This is a genomic window from Mesorhizobium sp. WSM3224 (assembly GCF_000427725.1).
GTDB lineage: Bacteria > Pseudomonadota > Alphaproteobacteria > Rhizobiales > Rhizobiaceae > Mesorhizobium.
On the sequence record NZ_ATYO01000012.1, the window covers coordinates 181,243 to 198,071 of the forward strand.

The window sequence follows — 16,829 nt, forward strand, 5'->3', positions numbered from 1 at the left end:
TGTCATTTGATCCCCACGATGATCGACGTGGGGCCGGCGAGATGCTCGCAGCGGACGTCCGTAAAGCCGGCTTGCTTGACCCAGCCGACGCCCTCGGCGCGGGTGTAGTCGAAGCCGCCATTGGTGTTGACCAGCATGTTGAGGCTCATCAGCAGCCCTGCGGCATTCTCCCGCCGCTCGTCGTCGATGATCTGGTCGTACACGATGAGCGCGCCGCCCTTGGGCAGCGCCGCCCAAGCCTTGGCAAGCAGCTTGCGCTTCACATCCAGGTTCCAGTCGTGGAGGATGTGCCCCATCACCAGCACTTCGGCGGAAGGCAGCGGCCCAGCGAGGAAGTCGCCGGGATAGAAGCTCAGCCTGTCCGCCAGCGCATGGTGCTTGACATAGGCCTCGAACACCGGCCGCATCGGCGGCAGGTCGAAGCCGCCGCCGGTGAGATGCGAATGGAGGCGCACGACCTCGACCGGAAGCCTACCTTCGGCCGTACCGATATCGATAAAAGTGTCATAGTTCGCCCAAGGAAAGCGGCGGGCGAGCGCTTCCGCCGCCTGAAGGCTGCCGCCGGTCATCGCCTTGGCGAACAACTCCACTTTCTCCGGGTCCGAAAACAGCATCTCGAAGAGGTCTTCGCCGTCCTCGGTGCCGTTCTGCGGCTTGCCGGTCCTCAGCGCCTCGGTGAGCGAGCCCCAGTTGGCGTAGAGCCGCTGCCCTGCCCCGGCGAGCATGCCGCCGACATAGGTCGCTTTGTTGCGGTCGAGGTAGCGGTCGGTCGCCATGGTGTTGCGGTAGACGCCGCCGTCGCGCTCCAGCATGCGCAGCGCCACCAGCGCGTCGAAGAAGTCGCGCGCGCCGCGCTCATGCAATCCGAGACGGCTTCGCAGCGTCTCGCAATCGAGGGGTCCGGCGGCCAGCTCGGTGAAAAGCCCGAGCTCGACGGCGCTCAGCAAGGTCTTCGATGCCCAGAAACCGAGGCCCAGCTGCATGATGCCTTCGGGCGACACTTCTGTGACGTCCTTCGCTCCTGCCGCCGCTTTGATCGCCTCGGTGATGCGTGTGTCCATGACTGTCCTCCTGGCTCCGGAACCTGATCCACTGAATCGGGACGTGGCTCCATCCGATTGATAGGCCGCGATCTTTCCGGATCGAAAGATCCCGGATCGCGGCCCAGGTCACGGCAGGGACTGTCGGGGAAGCCCGCTACGGATTGATTTCAAGAGGCGAGAGTCCGGTTACAATCGTAACGCGGACGGCAGCCGATCGGCCGGCCACCGTCGGCATTCAGTGCAGATGACGGGCGAGGCACTGCGCGACGGCGGCCGACAGCAGCGGCTTCTTGATGACTTCGCTTATGCCGGCGGCCGTCAGCTGACGCGATCTCAGCGGCCGGCCGTAACCGGTCATCAGCACGACCGGCAGGTCCGGCCGGATGCGATGTAAATGGCCGGAGAGCTCGATGCCCGTCATCTCGGGCATCACCTCATCGGTCAGCACGAGATCGAAGCGCTCCGGATCCGTACGGAATGCGCTGAGGGCAGCGGGGGTCCGGTCGAATCCGACCGGCTCGTAGCCGAGCGCGGCCAGCATTTCCTCAGCGAGCTGCATGAGCGGTCTGTCATCGTCGACGACAAGGATCGTCTCGCCATTGCCGTACTGGATCAGAACGTCGGTGGCTTCATCCTTCTGCGCATCCTGCGGCGCGCGCTCGATCTGCGGAAAATAGATCTCGAACGTCGTGCCCTCGCCGACCTTGCTCTCCACATCCACCGCGCCGCCGTGAGCCGCTACGATGCCGTGCGCCGTCGACAGCCCGAGCCCCGTGCCCTGCCCCGCCGGCTTGGTGGTGAAGAACGGTTCGAAGATGCGCTCCAGCGTCGCCTGATCCATGCCGCTGCCGCCATCCCTGACGGCAAGGCGGATGTAGCGGCCGGGAGGCAGATTGCCATGTGACAGCATCCTGGCCTCCACAGGGGCGGTCGTGTCGAGATCGATCCGCAACACGCCGCGATTGTTCATCGCCTGCGCAGCGTTCGTACCGAGATTCATGACCACCTGCTGAAGCTCGGTCGGATCGCCCATCATTGCGGCGTCGTCGGCGGAAAGATGCGTCCTTACCGAAAGCGTGGCGGGGGACGAGGCGCGCAGCAGGTCGACCGCCTCCGCCACCACGGGTTCCACCCGCAGCGCGTGGTGCTGCCGCTCGCTGCGGCGGCCGAAGGCAAGTATCTGCTCGGTGACATCCTGCGCCCGGCCGCCCGCCTTCATGATCTGCTGGACATAGCGCCGCGCGCGCGAATCCTTGAGCAGCACCGCCAGCGCCATCTCGCCATAGCCGAGAATGGCGCCAAGGATGTTGTTGAACTCGTGCGCTATGCCGCCGGCGAGCGTTCCGATCGCCTCCAGCCGCTGCGACTGGTTGAGCCGGGCCTGCAGCGCCTCGCGTTCGCGTTCGCTCCGCTCGCGGGCGATGGCGTTGGCGAAGATCTCGGCGGCGGTGCGCAGGAGGGCGATGTCGTCGTCGGCCCAATGTCTTTCATGCGTGACGGCATCGAGAGCCAGGAAACCCAGACGCTCTCCAGTATGCCAGAGCGGAATGCACAGCCAGGAGCGAAGCCGGTCGGCCTCGAGCCGTGCCTTCTCCGGGCCCTCCGGAAGCTCGCCGACACGGGGGACCGAGATGCAGCCTTGACGCTCGTGGTCCGTGAGCGTCCAGCGCGAAGCGAGCTCGATCGTGTCGTTGGCAGAACGCGCCGGCATGTCTATGCCCGGACGACGATAGACGTAGCCGCTAGACGGGCCGGTGTCGCCCGCACGGCTGACGACGATCTGCGCGCCGTCGAGCCCGGCCTGTGCCACGAGGCGCGCAAGGCCCTCGCTGATTTCGGTGCGGATGCGGTCGCGCGGCAAGTTGATGAACTGGGACGAGATCGAGGCGATCAGGCGCTCGAACTCCAGCCGCTCGCGCAGGATCTGCGCGTTGCGGCGCAGGCGCGCCAGCAGATAGGCCACATAGCCCACAAGGATCAGCGCGGCGGCATAAAGCAGCGCCTGGAACAGCGAGGCTCTGGCCGACACTCGTCCGTGCGCCTGGAGATAGACGTCCTGCAGCGCGCGAGCCCGCTCGCTGGTCGGGGCGGCCTGCAGACGCGCGACGAGATCGTCGACCGCCGGCAACCGCGCGACGATGAGCCGGGCGTGCGACACAAGCGAGCCGATATCGCTTGCGGATGAGGTGTCGACGGAGGGTCTTTCCAGCCGGTCGAGCGCGGCGGCCACCGCCTTCGCCGCCTCAGGCTGGGGATCGCCGATGAAACGCGACATCGCGGTCGTGAGAACTCCGATCTCGACCGCCCGCAGACCGCCGCCCTCGGTCGCAAGCCGGCTGCTCATATAATTGAAATAGTTCAGGGAATTCTGCAGCAGCGCATTGTCCGACTTGAACGCCTCGACAAGTGCTTCCTCTTCGCGCACCGCAGCCGTGACCCCGGTGACACGCTGGTCGATGTCGGCCTGGGCCTCACCGCCCGCGACGTCGCGGGCGATGGAAAGGCTGCCGGTCGCCTCGTCCAGTCTGCCGACCGAACGGACGAGCGGGTCGTAGTCGCGCAGCAGGCCTGTTCGCGCCCTCAGCACGTCGCGCTGGAGGGCGGCGTTATAAAGAATGACGGTCCTGAGGGCGTCGAGGGTGCGCTCGTGGCGCGCGGCATCGGGCGCCGCGCCCTGCACCAGAAGATAGGTGAGCACGATGAGCAGGCAGGCGACGACCGGCGCCAGGATGGGAAGCGACTTCATTGCTGCGGATGATCGGCGGCGCTGGTCAAAGGCTTGCCGAGGTAGCGGCCCGTCAGCGTGCCAAGGAATTGGACAATCAGGTTGACATCGCGCCAGTCGAGCTCCCGGCCGAGCTGGTTGCGCGCCATGATCCGCACCGCATCGCCAAGCGAGGCGGTGCGACCGTCGTGGAAATACGGCGCCGTCACGGCGACATTGCGCAGGCTCGGAACGCGGAACACATGGCGATCGGCCTCGACGCCGGTGATGGCGAAGCGGCCGAGGTCCGCCGTGGTGACGGTCTTCTGCCCGGCAAACGGATCCTGGAAGATGCCGAACTTCTGGAACAGGTTGCCGCCGACATTGACGCCCTGGTGACAAGCGATGCAGCCGTAAGCCTTGAACAGCCTATAGCCTTGCTCCTCGTCGCGGGTGATGGCGTCGCGCTCGCCCTTGAGGTAGCGGTCGAACGGGGCATCGGGCGTGACGAGCGAGCGTTGAAAGGCGGCGAGCGCGTCGAGCACGCCCGTGCGGCCTGGCGCGGCGCTGTAGACGCCGGCGAAGCTTTGCGAATAGTCCGGATCCGTGCGCAGCTTGGCGAGCAATTCGTCCCAGCTCGTGTTCATCAGCCTTTTGTCAAGCAGGGCCGCCTCGTTCTGCTCTTCGAAGCTGCGGAAATTGCCGCGCCAGTTGAGGCGGAAATCGAGCGCCGCATTGAAGACGGTCGGCGCGTTGAAGTCGAGACGCTCGCCACTCGCCGCCACCGAACGCGGCTGGCCGTCGTCGCCGCTGAGATCGAGCCTGTGGCAGGAGCTGCAGGCGACCGTATCGCCATGCGACAGCCGCGGATCGTTGAAGAGCCGCTCGCCGAGCGCTATCCTGGCCTGGTCGGCGGATCCGGCATCCGTTACCGGCGCGATCGGCTCACCCATTTCGGGAGCTGGCCGACCGGCCTCGATCAAGGCAAAAGGTGCCGCCGCTGCCAGGCAAAGCGGAACAAAAAGCCCTGCCCGGAACTTACCAGTCTGCTCATGCGCCATCGAGCGAGCCTTCGGTATTCGATCAGGAAGATCACCGGCGCTTACCAACAGATCGCCGCAAATCGACGTTTAATAAAGCAACGTCGAGGCCATGGGTTCCATGCTTGCGGACAGTGCGAGATGTCTACCGAACAAAATGCGCGCCACGAAGAACAGGCAAAAGGCAGAATAGAAGCGGGAACGGCGGGGAGGCATATCCTTGTCGTCGACGATGATCCCGACATGCGAGCCATGCTCGCCAACTACCTTGAAGGCGAGAACTTCAGGGTCAGCGCCGTCGCCGACGGCCGGGCCATGTCGCGCGTCCTTAACGAAAGGGCCGTCGACCTGATGATCCTCGACATGAAGCTTGCCGACGAGGACGGGTTCGACATCATGCGCAGACTTGGCAGCCCGCCGGAAGCGCCCATCGTCATCATCACCGGCCACAGGCGCGACGAGGTGGATCGCGTCGTCGGCCTGGAGCTTGGAGCGGACGACTACATAACCAAGCCCTTCAGCCTTAGAGAATTGCTCGCGCGGGTTCGCGCCGTGCTCCGGCGATCGGGCGCGGCGCAACGGCGTCCGCAGGGCAGAAAGCACTTGCGCTACAGATTTGCCGGCTGGGAACTCGACATGCGCAGCAGACACCTCAAGTCGCCAGTGGGCGAAGCGACGCCGCTGACCGCGGGCGAATTCAACCTCCTGACGGCCTTCCTCAGATCGCCGCAGCAGATTCTCAGCCGCGAGCAGCTTCTTGCCGCGAGCAGGATGCATGACGAGGAGGTGTTCGACCGCAGCATCGACGTGCAGATCCTACGGCTACGCCGCAAGCTCGAGGTAAATCCCAGCGAGCCGAAGCTCATCGTCACCGAACGCGGCACCGGCTATGTGTTCGCGGCGGCCGTGGAGGCGGTCTGAGGCCGGTTCGAAAGACCTTTCTTGCAAGAAGGAACGGCCATCCGCCAACCCCTCTATCCCACCGTCACTTTTCGGCGTTAGCAGACGGAGATCTTCCTGTAGTCTCCGGCCCCCCAGCCGAAGTTGAAGGACTGCCCGTGTGCGAGCGTGTAGCAGGGCGAATCGAAATTCCAGCTGACTCTGACTTGGACCCGCATCGTTCTTCCGCAGTAATTGAAGACGCTCACATTCTCCAGGTTAGGATGGACCTTGCGGATGATGCAGGCCGGCGCCGTCGCCGCATATGCAACCTGGCTGCCGCCCGCCAGCGCTCCGGCGACGGCGAAAGCCGCCATTGCCGTTGAAGCCAACCAGGATCCGCTGATCGCGGTGACGGCCGCGCGCCGCCAGGCGTTGGATTTTGCTTGGATTTCCACATGCATGGCCATCTCCTTCCCTCTTTGGACAGCAAGGTGAAGGAGCCCGGTTACAATGGGATTTCAGGGCTGGGATGTCCGGCTACATTTGAAACCAGGCAGAACCTTACGTCGCCCGTCACCCCTCCCGCAGCCAGACCAGCATCTCGCCGGGATCGCGATTGTCCCAGGCGAAATAGGGAACCGCCTTGAGCTTGGTCTCCTCCGTCGCGGGCGGTTCGGGACGATAGAGATCGGCGCCCCAGTTCTGCGCCTCGGCCCGGCTGCCGATGGCCGAAAGGGTCACGATGCCGCCGAGCAGGTTCGGCTCCTTATGCGCCTCCAACTTTGCCGTGCGCGGCAAGGCGATGCGATGCAGTCCGCCGCCATTGTCGGTTTCCTCGATACAGTAGATCAGCGGGCCGCGCGCAAGCGCCACGCGACCGATGTCCTGGCGTACCTGCGGGTTGGCGAAGAAGCGCGCCATCGACAGTTCGAGGTCGAGCTCGACGCGATCGCCCTGGCGCCATTCGCGGTGGATCGCGGCGTAGCCGTCGCTCGTCGCCGCTTCGAGATCGACCATCTTGCCGTTCACCCGAAGTGCAGCCTTGCGGCACCAGGCCGGTATGCGCAGGTAGAGCGTGAATTCCACCGGCGCCTCCGGCCCGACCTCGATCGAGACCGCACCGTCCCAGGGATAGTTGCTGGTCTGAACGAGGCTGACCGGCCGGCCGGCGATCTCAAAGCGGGCGGTCGAGTCGCCATAGAGATGCACGGCCAGCGCATCGTCGGCGAGGCCGTAGAAATAGCTGCCGATGGACGCCACCATGCGACCGATATTGGGCGGGCAGCACGGGCAGCGATGCCACTTCCAGCGGTGATGGCCGCCTCGGCTCTCCAGCGGGTTTTCGTAGAAGAACAGCGAGCCGTCGAGCGACAGGCCCGAGATCGAGCCATTGTAGAGCGCGCGCTCCATCATGTCGGCGTAGCGGGCGTTCGGGCCCATGCCGAGCATGCGGCTCGCCCAGAAGACCAGGCCGACGGAGGCGCAGGTCTCGGCATAGGCGGTCTCGTTGGGCAGATCGTAGTCGTTGGTGAAACCTTCATTGTCGGCCGACGGCCCGAGCCCGCCGGTGACATAGAGGCTTTTCGTCGTGAGATCGTCCCACAGCCGCTCGAGCGCGACCTTCAGCGTGTCGTCGCCATATTCGGTCGCGATGTCGGCCATGCCGGAATAGAGATACATCGCCCTTACCGCATGGCCGACGACCTTGTCCTGCTCGCGCACCGGCTTGTGCGACTGGTTGTATTCGTAGGTCTTGAAGTGAAAATCCTTGGGGTCGGCGCCGCGGGCCAGCGCCTCCTCGTCGAAATAGTGGGGCTCAAGGCCACGCTGGTCGATGAAGTACTTTGCCAGCTTCATATATTTGTCGTTGCCGGTGACGCGGGCGAGCCTGACCAGCGCCAGCTCGATCTCCTCATGGCCGCAATAGCCCTTCCGCTTGCCGGGCTCCGGGCCGAAAGTATCGGCGATATGGTCGGCATAACGGCTCATGATGTCGAGCAGCTTGCGCTTGCCGGTCGCCTGGTAATAGGCGACGGCGCCCTCGATGAGGTGGCCGGCGCAATAAAGCTCGTGGCAGTCGCGCAGATTGGTCCAGCGCAGGCCGGGCTGGATGCGCTGGTACCAGCTGGAGAGATAGCCATCCTCTTGCTGCAGCTTGCCATACATGTCGATGACGGCGTCGATCTTCTTTTCCAGATCGGGATTGCGGCGACGGTAGAGCGAATAGGCCGCGGTCTCGATCGTCTTGCCCCAGTCGGAATCCCAGAACATCTGCGTCGTCACCGTCCGGGAGGTGAAGCCATCGCTGACGTGGAACGGGATGACGACGCCCGGCGACGGGAGGTCCGGATCGATCTGCTCCAGCATGCGCGCCTCGACACAACGGTCGTAGAGGATGCCGGCGGTCTTGGCGGCCACCGCATCGACACGGTCGCCCCAGAAGCCGCGGACATCGACCTGCGGCACCGGGAGCGGCCGGAAGGCGAGCTTCGGCTTGATGGAAGTGCCGGTCTGCGTGGCGGGCTGCGATGCGGTCATAAGGTCAACTCCATTCGAATTACTTGACGGCCCCGGCCATGAGGCCGCGGATGTAGAAGCGCTGCAGCGCCAAGAACAGGATCAGGCAGGGAACCATCATCACGGTGACGCCGGCCTGCACGGCGCCCCAGTCGATGGCGCCGAAACGGCCGGACTGCAACGCCGTCATCATCACCGGCAGGGTGAATTTGGACTGGTCGGTCATCAGCACGAGCGCCGCCAGGAATTCGTTCCAGGCGCCGAGGAAGGCGAACAGCGCGATGGTGACGACGCCCGGCCAGACCAGCGGCAGCATCACTCTCACCAGCATGGTGACGTTGTTGGCGCCGTCCATGCGCGCGGCCTCCTCGATCTCGCGCGGCACGGCGTCGAAGGCATTGCGCATCATGAAGATCGAGAACGGCAGCTGCAGCGTGACATAGACGCAGACCAGGCCGGTCAGCGTGTTGTGCAGGCCGAGCCTTGTCAGCACCAGGAAGATCGGCGTCAGGATCGACTGGAACGGGATCATGATCGTCGACAGGATGAGGACGAAGAAGAAATCCCGGAACGGAAAGCGAAAGCGCGAGAAGCCGTAGCCGGCCAACACGCTGACCAACACCGAGAGCAGCACGGTCATCACCGAGACATAGATGCTATTCTGCGCCGAGACCCAGAGCCCGTCGCCAAAGGAGTTCAGCGTCTGATAGTTCTCGATCGAGAAGCCGGTGGTCGGCCATGGCGGCAGCGGCGGCTGGCGCGCTTCCTGCGCCGGCTTGAAGGTCGACAGCACGGTCCACACGATCGGCGCCAGGAACAGCACCGAAGCGATGATGCCGGTGGAGTGCCTGGCGAGGCTGAAGGCCGCCTTGCGGTTCTGCGACATTGCCTCGGCCATCAGTCGAGCCCCTCGGGCTTGCGCAGCAGCCAGAGCTGGATGAGGCTGAGCGCCACCAGGATGACCAGCAGCACCATCGAGAGCGCGGCGCCGTAGCCCAGCTTGAACGAGACGAATGACTGGTTGAAGATCCAATAGACCGCCGTCAGCGTCTGGTTGCGCGGGCCGCCGCGCAGGATGATGTAGAACTGGTCGAAGGCGAGGATCGAGCCCGCGACCGACAGGATCAGCGCCAGCGCCAGCGTGCGGCGCATCAGCGGCAAGGTGATCGCCCTGAACCTGGCGAAGGGTCCTGCCCCGTCGATGACGGCCGCCTCCTGCAAATCCTGCGGGATCGATTGCAGGCCGGTCATCAGGATGATCATGGTGAAGCCGGCGACCTTCCACACCACCATGGCGATGATCGACCAGAAGGCCGGTTGGAAGGTGGCCAGAAGATTGATCCTCTTCCCGGTCAGGCCGAGGTCGAAGGCGGCCGGGCTGAACAGGCCGGAATCGACGTTCAAGAGCCACGACCAGAGCAGGCTCGCCGAGGCAAAGCCCACCACCGCCGGCATGAAGAAGGCGGTGCGGTAGAGATTGGTGAGCGGCCGCGGCCTCTCGATGAAGATCGCCAGCGGGAAGGCGACGGCGAAGATCGCGATGGTGACGATCACCGTGTAATAGGCGGTGAATTTGAGCGCGTTCCAGAAGCGCGTGTCGCGCAGGATGGCGAAATAGTTGTCGAGACCGACGAAGGAATGCTCGCCCATCAGCGGCCAGTTGTTGAGCGACATCCACGCCGTCATGCCGAGCGGGATGACGAAGAAGACCGTGACCAGAGCCACGGCCGGCAGGACATAGAGCAGGCCCACCCATTGCCGGCGGCTGACGCCGACCAGCTTTCGGGCGCGGGCCGGCGTGGAGGTGGCGGCGATGGCGGTCATAGCCGCGCCTCCCCTTCTCCCCTTGTGGGAGAAGGTGTCGCCGAAGGCGACGGATGAGGGGTGTTCCAGCGGAGTGAGACGTCGGCGTTCCCTGGAACCATCCGTCTCGGCGCTGCGCGCCGATCCACCTTCTCCCACAAGGGGAGAAGGGGGCGCGAACCTCGCGGCGCCTTCCTGTTGGCGATGCTGGTGAGAGTGAGCTGTCTCAACGCAATAGTCCTGCCATTCAGTGATGCAACATCCGGCCGCCCGGCCAGGGAGACGGGGCGGGCGGCCGGTCAGAGCCTTGGCGGCGGGCGTTGCGCGATCCCGACGCCGGCTGGCCCTGGGTTACTTGTTCGGCGCCTGGTCGATGATCGACTGCATGGTCTCTTGTGCGTTCGAAATTGCGCCGTCGACATCGTCGCCGAAGAACACCTCGTTGACCATCTGCGTCCACGGGCCATTGGCGGAGTTGATCAGGTCGTTGAACACCACCGAATAGGGAGTCTTGCCCTTGGCCATCGCCTCGGCCGCCACCTGGTAGCGCGGGTCGAGATCCTTAAGCGCGTCCTTGGCGATGTCGTTGCGCACCGGCAGGCTGCCGTATTTGGCCAGGATCGTCTGGCCTTCCAGCGAATAGGCGAAGTCGAGGAACTCCTTCACCACGGCGATCTTCTTGGTGCCCTTGGTGACGACGAAATTGTCGCCGCCGGCAAAGGACGACCAGCCGCCATCCTTGCCCGGCAGGAAGGTGATGCCGTAGTCGATGTCCGGGTACTGCGTGTTTAAAGCGCCGATGGCGAAGGCGCCCGACGGTGACAGGCCGATCTTGCCGCCAGCGAAGGCGGCGAAGAAGTTGGCGCCGGTATCGGTCTGCGCGCCCTCGGGCACCAGCCCCTTCTTGACCATCGAACGGTAGAGGTCGATCGCGCCGCGCAGCTGCGGGCTGTCGAGCGTCGCCTTCGAGCCGTCCTCGGACAGGATGTCGCCGCCCGAGGCCCAGATCAGCGGCGTGAAGGTGAAGATGTTGCAGCCGCCGCAATTGCCGGAGAAGTAGAAGCCCTTGATGTCGCCGCCGAGCGCGTTGACCTTTTCGGCGTCGGCCTCGATCTCGGCCCAGTTGGTTGGTCCCTTCTCGGGATCAAGGCCCGCCTGCTTGAACAGCTTCTTGTTCCAGATCAGCACCGAGGCGTCGGCCGAAAACGGCAGGCCGTAGATGCGGTCCTTGTAAGTGCCGGTCTTCACATGCGCCGGCGACAGGCTGGCGAAATAGGGCAAGGATTTCGCCCAGTCAGTGATGTCCTCGAGCTGGCCGGCGGCGGCGAAGGACGGCGTGTAGATCAGGTCGAGCGACAGCGCGTCGGGCGCCGTGCCGCCGGCGGCGGCGGCGCCATATTTCGGAATGATCTCGGCATTGGGAATGATGTCGAGCTTGATCTGGTCCTTGTTCGCCTTGTTGAAGGCGTCGACGATGCGCGGCATGAAATTCGAGCCGTCGGCGCGCACCCAGATGTTGGCGGTCTCGGCGGACGCCGCCTGCAGGCCGCCGCCGATGACGGCCGCGGCAAGCACCAGCTTGGCAAGCATGGTTTTCATTTGATTCCTCCTCATGGTTCTCCTCCCAGTTTCGGCCGCGCCGCCCGGCGGATCCGGACGCACGCAAACCTTGTTGCTTCATCCCGGCGGACTTCCGCATGACTGACGCACCACCAGCCGGCACGGCAGTTTCCTGATGCCCGGCGCGGCCGGCTGGCCGCCGACGAGCGAAAGCAGGGCAAGCCCGGCCTCGCGGCCTAGCGCTGCCAGGTTCATGTCGACCGAGGTCAGCGGCGGGCGCGTCGCCTCGGCCACGATCTCCCAATTGTCGAAGCCGATGACGCCGACATCGTCGGGCACAGCGATGCCGCGCTCGCGCAGCGCGTCGATGACGCCGCGGGCGATCTGGTCGTTGCCGCAGAAGACTGCGTCCGGCCTCTCCTCCCCGCCCCCGAACAGCCTTGCGACCGCCTCGTGACCCCAGCCTTCCGACCAGGCGCCGAGTAGCGGCTCGCTGACGGGCAGGTTGTTTTCCTGAAGCGCGGCACGATAGGCATCGGCGCGCGTGTTCACGACCTCGAAGCTTGCCGGGCCGCTGACATGGGCGATGCGGCGGCGCCCGAGCCGACGGAAATGCTCCACCGCCAGCCGGGCGCCGCCGGCATCGTCGGAGACGAGGCCGACCGCGCCGGGGTCGGGCTGGGTGAACGCATAGACGACCGGAATGCGGAGGTTGGAGAGATCGACCGGCAGATGGCGGTCGATCCGCTTTCCTGTGGCAATGATGCCGTCGACGCGCTTGTCGAGCATGGCCTCGACATGCAGCTGGCCGAGCCGATGATCGTCCTCGACATTGCACAGGAAGACCGACACGCCATTGTCGACCAGCGCATCGGAGACGCCGGCCATCAGCGGCAGCGAGAAGCGGCCATAGGTATCGTTGGTGAGCAGCCCGACGGTGAAGGAGCGCTTGCGCAACAGGCTCTGCGCCAGGTGGTTCGGCCGAAAGCCGAGTATCCGCGCCGTCTCGCGGATACGCTCGCGCGTCTCGGCGGTCATGCGCCCCTGCCCGTTCAACGCCTTCGACGCCGTCGCCACGCTGACGCCGGCAGCGGCGGCCACCTCGCGCAAGGTGACGGGCGGCTTGGCAAACACAGGCGCTGACTCGGCGTCTGAAACCATCTTCGGTGCAGGACCTCCCATTGAGAAAACCTTTTCTCACGGAGGCCTGCTGCATTCGGCCCGGGGTGGACGTCGAAAGCTGCGGGTTGGGAAAAGGTTTTCTCAAGTAGACTAGACTGAAAGGCCGGCGTCGCGCAAGGCCGTTGTCGTGACTGGTCCAGCGTCCGGCAAGTGGTCAAACCAACCGTGCTAACCCTCCACAGCCGAACTGACCTTTTCTGGGTGCATTTGCCGTAACTGCCCGGATCTTATGGGAAAACTGCCCAAGGGTTGGGCAGTTCGCCCTTTGGTGTGGCATTTTTGCAACCACAGATTTCACAACCCTTGCTAGAAGCCCGCCGGGTTTAATTGGGGTTATGGGCTATGCTTCTTCTTCGTATTTCCGCGAAATCCGTTTTGTTGGGCGCCGTTTCGGCCGTCGCCCTGATGTCGGCCGCGCATGCCGCTGACGTCGTCCAGGAGCAGGCGGCTCCCGGCTTCAACTGGAGCGGCGTCTATGTCGGCTTCGGCGTCGGCGCCGGCGCCAATGTTCACAAGCTCAGCGGCGACATCCTTCCGGGAGTCTCGCTGAACGGCATCGGCGGAGAAGGCGTCTATGGTCAGATGACCGTCGGCTACGACTATATGGTCTCGCAGCGCTTCCTGCTCGGCGGCCTGATCGACGCGCATGTCGGCACGATCAAGACGTCGCTCGATGTCGGCGCTTTGGGCGGCTTCAACGCCGACATCAAGGAGACCTATGGCTTCGACGTCGGTCTTCGCGCCGGCTACCTGCTGACGCCCAGCACGCTGGGTTATGTCCTGGGCGGCTATGCGTGGCAGAAATACAAGCTCGATACCAATGCCGGTTTCGGATTCGATTGGGACCAGGGCGGCTATTTCGTCGGTGCCGGCGTCGAAACCGCGATCAACAAAAATTGGACGCTTAAGGGTGAGTATCGCTATACCCGCTTCAGCACCAACGACAGCCTGCTCTCGGACGCCGGATTGAGTGCTCCGGACGGCGCGCTCAACCTCGACACCTCGCGCCATACGTTTGAGGTCGCCGCCAGCTATCGCTTCAATGCCAATGATGGCAGCGCTGCGAGCTTCGAGACGCCTTCCTACAACTGGACCGGCTTCTACGCTGGCGGCGGCCTCGGCGCCGGCGCGTCCGTGCATTCGATCGACTCCGACTTGCTTGGCGTCAACTTCAACGGGCTGGGCGGCGAAGGCGTGTTTGGCGAAGCCAGCATCGGCTACGATCAGGAAATGGGCAGCTGGGTGGCCGGTGTCCTGGTCGATGCGCGCTATTCCGGCATGACCTCGAAGCTCGAGTTGCCGGGTGGACAGATCAACCTCGATACCGACTACGGATTCGACGTGCTCGGCCGCATCGGCATGAAGGTGAACGACTCCACGCTGGCCTACGCGCTCGGCGGCTACAGCTGGCAGCATTTCGATCTCAACGGATCCGACCCGGTCGGCGACATCATCGACTGGGGCTCGAGCGGCTTCTCGGTCGGCGGCGGCCTGGAAACCGCCGTGTCGGACAAGATGACGGTCGGCATCGAATATCGCTATTCGCAATTCGAGAAGCACGACTTTTCCGCGGATCTGGGCATTCCAGTCGGCGGCGTGATTACCTCGACGCCGTCCTTCCATACGGTGCGGATCGACGCCAAGTACAAGTTCAACTAAGCCCCCTCCAGGTAGAATTTTCAAAAAGCCCGCCGGCGGCGGGCTTTTTCTTCCGCCGGGGCGATCTGTCGCCCGTCGGTAACTCAGCTTATGCTTCGGCAACGGGCGGTGTGCCACTCGCCGCGAGAAAACCCATGCGATGCTCGGTTGGCACGCTGGATGGGCAGCGCTGCGTCCGACAAGGCTGCGTCCGACAAGGGAGGAGCATCATGCGAAAACTCATCATCACCGAATTCATTACCGTCGACGGCATCGCCGAGCATGAGCGACTGCCCAGCGTCGTCTGGAACGAAGCGATGACCAAGTTCAAGGAGGATGAGCTTGTCGACAGCGGCGCCATGCTTCTCGGACGCGTTACCTACGAGATCTTTGCCGGACATTGGCCGTCGGAAACCGGCGACTTCGCCGAGCGCTTCAATGCGCTGCCGAAATATGTCGCCTCGACCAGCCTCAAGGCGGTCGATTGGAAACCGGCGGAGCTTCTTGATGGCCCCCTGCCCGAGGCTGTCGCCCGGCTGAAGCAACAGGCCGGCGGCAACATCTACGTGCATGGCAGCGTGAGCGTCGCCCGGCAGCTTCTTGGCGCCGGACTTGTCGACCGCGTGAGGTTGCTCGTCTATCCAGGAGCCGCCGGGCGGGGCAAGCAGCTGTTTCCGTCCGACGCGCCGGTCGCGCTCGAACTGGTCTCTGCCGTGCCGCTCGGCAATGGCGTGGTTGCGATGGAGTATAGGCCGGTTGCTAAGGCTTAGCCGCCCGCTTCCTGGGCCGGTACAACCGACCAAGCGGGATGCGGCTCGCGCCCGCCATCTGTTGCTCTGGGAAGGCTGCGTGGCTGTTCGACCTGATGCACCTTTCCGGCCTGCGTCAGTCGCGCCATGACCGCGGTCATCTGATTGTAGAGCTCGACGAAACCCGCCGACGGCATCGCCAGTTGCCCGACAACGACGCGATTGACGTTGGCGCGCTCCTCGGCATTTATGCGATCCGAATAGAGCGTGAAGCGCAGCACGTCCTGGCGAAAGCTGATGGCGAGCGCGCCGTCGCAGAAAACCTCCGGCGCGTCGAGCCGGTCGATGATCTTTTCAGCGCCCTGGTTCATATCGGCCCTCTTTGCCCTTCGTTGAATTTGATCGCACGCGGCGGGTGTCGATTGGCCTCGCGGCCCTAACGATCGGGGGCGAGCTGGGCTCGCCCCCGATCAGCGTTTGGGCGATTGCGCACAGGTCGTTAGACGAGGAAGACGCTAGCGTCCGGATGCGTCTGGTTGTTCATCGCGTCGAAGGCGTTGGCTATATCCTCGATCCCCGGTTGACCGGACAGGCCGAAGATGGAGGTTGGGGCGTTGGTGTCGTTAAGGACGTCCCGCACTGCGGCAGTCACCTCGCCTGTTTGGAGCGTGTGGTCGTCGTTCGTGTCAATCAGATTGAGAATAGAGATGATGGCTGGGTTCGAACTGGTCGCCGCGGAGAAACTGAAATTGAGTTCCGTTTTACCGCCGGGGCCGTCGGGCACCTCATTGACGGCAGCGGAGAGAAACGCCGCCGCCGAGGAGCGTTCGAGGTGATGCACGCCACCGCCCTTGGCCCCCAACGCATCCAAGATCGAGGGCGTTCCGGAGATCTTCGCCAGGTCCTGGAAACCGAAGATGGTCTCAAAGGAGGTGTTAGCGGTCCAACCCGAATGGAACTCGCCCAACTCCTGGTTCAAGATATCCACGTGGTTCTTCCAGAAGCCCGGCGTCAAGCCCTGGCCCGGCGGCGGCACGAAGTTGGTGAAGTCGTTGCCGGTGTCGATGCCGCCGCTGCCGGGATTGTCGACCGTCTGCACGAGGATGCCGGTCTGCTCGGAGCCGTCAGGCACCACTTCGTAGATATTCTTGCCGACATCCGTCAGCGTCAGACCGCCGATCGACCAGGCACCGCCGGCCCCGGTCGTCGTCGAAAGGTCGCCGGCGTCAAACACGTGGTTGCCGTTCTCGTCGATGTAGATCGTCACAGGATCGTGCGCCCATGGAATGTCGTCACCGGTCTTGCCGTTGCCGGTCAGGTCCTCGTACTTGGTGCCGGAGACCGAGAAGAACTTGAAGTTGGCGAAGTCGAGGTCGGTCTGGTCGTGGCCTGAGGTGCCAACGATGGTGTAGCCGGCATTGCCAAGCGTCTGCACCGACCCGCCCGGCAGTTGCTCCAGGACTTTCATCCCAGCATAGCTGGCATCGAGGCCGGTGAACGACCAGGTGCCGTCCGCCGCCGTCGTCGTCGACACGTCGCCGGCATTCAATGTGCCGCTATTATCCTTGTCGATGAAGATGGTGACGCCGGCCCAAGCCTTGTCGTCGACCCCGACGCCGTTCGCGCCGTCGTCGCCGTTGACGTCCTCGTACTTGGTGCCCGAGATGTCGAACTTCTCGAAGTTGGCGAAGTCGAGCCCGGTCTGGTCATG

14 protein-coding genes are annotated in these 16,829 nt (G+C 64.2%); 3 read left to right on the plus strand and 11 right to left on the minus strand.

What is annotated here, in order from left to right:
- Nucleotides 1-2: 2 nt before the first annotated feature.
- From YU3_RS0120970 to YU3_RS36970, 3 genes are all read right to left on the minus strand, one after another.
- Nucleotides 3-1,061, minus strand: coding sequence for a methyltransferase (locus YU3_RS0120970; protein ID WP_036259060.1), 1,059 nt, complete (start codon nt 1,059-1,061; stop codon nt 3-5).
- A gap of 217 nt (nt 1,062-1,278) precedes the next feature.
- Nucleotides 1,279-3,789: a two-component system VirA-like sensor kinase gene (locus YU3_RS38715; RefSeq protein ID WP_051334015.1), complete on the minus strand. Its 2,511-nt coding sequence runs from the start codon at nt 3,787-3,789 to the stop codon at nt 1,279-1,281.
- On the minus strand, nt 3,786-4,700 hold the full coding sequence (locus YU3_RS36970) for a cytochrome c peroxidase (RefSeq protein ID WP_051334016.1): 915 nt from the start codon (nt 4,698-4,700) through the stop codon (nt 3,786-3,788). The genes YU3_RS38715 and YU3_RS36970 overlap by 4 nt, the downstream gene beginning before the upstream one ends.
- Nucleotides 4,701-4,928: 228 nt before the next feature.
- On the opposite strand from YU3_RS36970, the gene YU3_RS0120985 reads away from it, so the two are divergent.
- On the plus strand, nt 4,929-5,708 hold the full coding sequence (locus tag YU3_RS0120985) for a response regulator (protein WP_027168092.1): 780 nt from the start codon (nt 4,929-4,931) through the stop codon (nt 5,706-5,708).
- A gap of 77 nt (nt 5,709-5,785) precedes the next feature.
- On the opposite strand, the gene YU3_RS0120990 is transcribed toward YU3_RS0120985, so the two are convergent.
- From YU3_RS0120990 to YU3_RS0121015, 6 genes are all read right to left on the minus strand, one after another.
- Complete coding sequence (locus YU3_RS0120990; protein WP_156913545.1) at nt 5,786-6,130, minus strand: hypothetical protein; 345 nt, start codon at nt 6,128-6,130, stop codon at nt 5,786-5,788.
- 112 nt (nt 6,131-6,242) lie between these two features.
- A complete protein-coding gene (locus YU3_RS0120995; RefSeq protein WP_027168094.1) occupies nt 6,243-8,207 on the minus strand; it encodes a glycoside hydrolase family 127 protein in 1,965 nt (654 codons plus the stop codon).
- A gap of 19 nt (nt 8,208-8,226) precedes the next feature.
- A complete protein-coding gene (locus tag YU3_RS0121000) occupies nt 8,227-9,084 on the minus strand; it encodes a carbohydrate ABC transporter permease (protein WP_027168095.1) in 858 nt (285 codons plus the stop codon).
- Nucleotides 9,084-10,010 carry a sugar ABC transporter permease gene (locus YU3_RS0121005; RefSeq protein WP_027168096.1) on the minus strand — a complete coding sequence of 309 codons (927 nt, stop codon included), beginning with the start codon at nt 10,008-10,010 and terminating at the stop codon, nt 9,084-9,086. Before YU3_RS0121005 ends, YU3_RS0121000 begins: the two co-directional genes overlap by 1 nt.
- A 330-nt stretch (nt 10,011-10,340) precedes the next feature.
- Nucleotides 10,341-11,588, minus strand: coding sequence for a sugar ABC transporter substrate-binding protein (locus YU3_RS0121010; protein WP_027168097.1), 1,248 nt, complete (start codon nt 11,586-11,588; stop codon nt 10,341-10,343).
- 78 nt (nt 11,589-11,666) lie between these two features.
- Nucleotides 11,667-12,710, minus strand: coding sequence for a LacI family DNA-binding transcriptional regulator (locus YU3_RS0121015; protein ID WP_027168098.1), 1,044 nt, complete (start codon nt 12,708-12,710; stop codon nt 11,667-11,669).
- Between the two features lie 426 nt (nt 12,711-13,136).
- Here YU3_RS0121015 and YU3_RS0121020 point away from each other — a divergent pair, with 426 nt between their 5' ends.
- Nucleotides 13,137-14,390: an outer membrane beta-barrel protein gene (locus tag YU3_RS0121020; protein ID WP_084508186.1), complete on the plus strand. Its 1,254-nt coding sequence runs from the start codon at nt 13,137-13,139 to the stop codon at nt 14,388-14,390.
- Nucleotides 14,391-14,599: 209 nt separating this feature from the next.
- Nucleotides 14,600-15,139 carry a dihydrofolate reductase family protein gene (locus YU3_RS0121025; protein ID WP_027168100.1) on the plus strand — a complete coding sequence of 180 codons (540 nt, stop codon included), beginning with the start codon at nt 14,600-14,602 and terminating at the stop codon, nt 15,137-15,139.
- Here the strand turns inward: YU3_RS0121025 and YU3_RS0121030 are convergent.
- A complete protein-coding gene (locus YU3_RS0121030; protein WP_027168101.1) occupies nt 15,136-15,489 on the minus strand; it encodes a hypothetical protein in 354 nt (117 codons plus the stop codon). The genes YU3_RS0121025 and YU3_RS0121030 overlap by 4 nt on opposite strands.
- Nucleotides 15,490-15,617: 128 nt before the next feature.
- On the minus strand, nt 15,618-16,829 hold a 1,212-nt coding region (locus YU3_RS41325; protein WP_027168102.1), incomplete at its 5' end, for a hypothetical protein.

What these genes read in the sequence shown, in the direction of transcription:
- YU3_RS0121015 (WP_027168098.1), bottom strand. Translation starts at nt 12,710, where the DNA reads ATGGTTTCAGACGCCGAGTCAGCGCCTGTGTTTGCCAAGCCGCCCGTC.
- YU3_RS36970 (WP_051334016.1), bottom strand. Translation starts at nt 4,700, where the DNA reads ATGGGTGAGCCGATCGCGCCGGTAACGGATGCCGGATCCGCCGACCAG.
- YU3_RS0120990 (WP_156913545.1), bottom strand. Translation starts at nt 6,130, where the DNA reads ATGCATGTGGAAATCCAAGCAAAATCCAACGCCTGGCGGCGCGCGGCC.
- YU3_RS0120995 (WP_027168094.1), bottom strand. Translation starts at nt 8,207, where the DNA reads ATGACCGCATCGCAGCCCGCCACGCAGACCGGCACTTCCATCAAGCCG.
- YU3_RS0121010 (WP_027168097.1), bottom strand. Translation starts at nt 11,588, where the DNA reads ATGAAAACCATGCTTGCCAAGCTGGTGCTTGCCGCGGCCGTCATCGGC.
- YU3_RS0121020 (WP_084508186.1), top strand. Translation starts at nt 13,137, where the DNA reads ATGTCGGCCGCGCATGCCGCTGACGTCGTCCAGGAGCAGGCGGCTCCC.
- YU3_RS0121005 (WP_027168096.1), bottom strand. Translation starts at nt 10,010, where the DNA reads ATGACCGCCATCGCCGCCACCTCCACGCCGGCCCGCGCCCGAAAGCTG.
- YU3_RS0120985 (WP_027168092.1), top strand. Translation starts at nt 4,929, where the DNA reads ATGTCTACCGAACAAAATGCGCGCCACGAAGAACAGGCAAAAGGCAGA.
- YU3_RS0121025 (WP_027168100.1), top strand. Translation starts at nt 14,600, where the DNA reads ATGCGAAAACTCATCATCACCGAATTCATTACCGTCGACGGCATCGCC.
- YU3_RS0120970 (WP_036259060.1), bottom strand. Translation starts at nt 1,061, where the DNA reads ATGGACACACGCATCACCGAGGCGATCAAAGCGGCGGCAGGAGCGAAG.
- YU3_RS0121030 (WP_027168101.1), bottom strand. Translation starts at nt 15,489, where the DNA reads ATGAACCAGGGCGCTGAAAAGATCATCGACCGGCTCGACGCGCCGGAG.
- YU3_RS0121000 (WP_027168095.1), bottom strand. Translation starts at nt 9,084, where the DNA reads ATGGCCGAGGCAATGTCGCAGAACCGCAAGGCGGCCTTCAGCCTCGCC.
- YU3_RS38715 (WP_051334015.1), bottom strand. Translation starts at nt 3,789, where the DNA reads ATGAAGTCGCTTCCCATCCTGGCGCCGGTCGTCGCCTGCCTGCTCATC.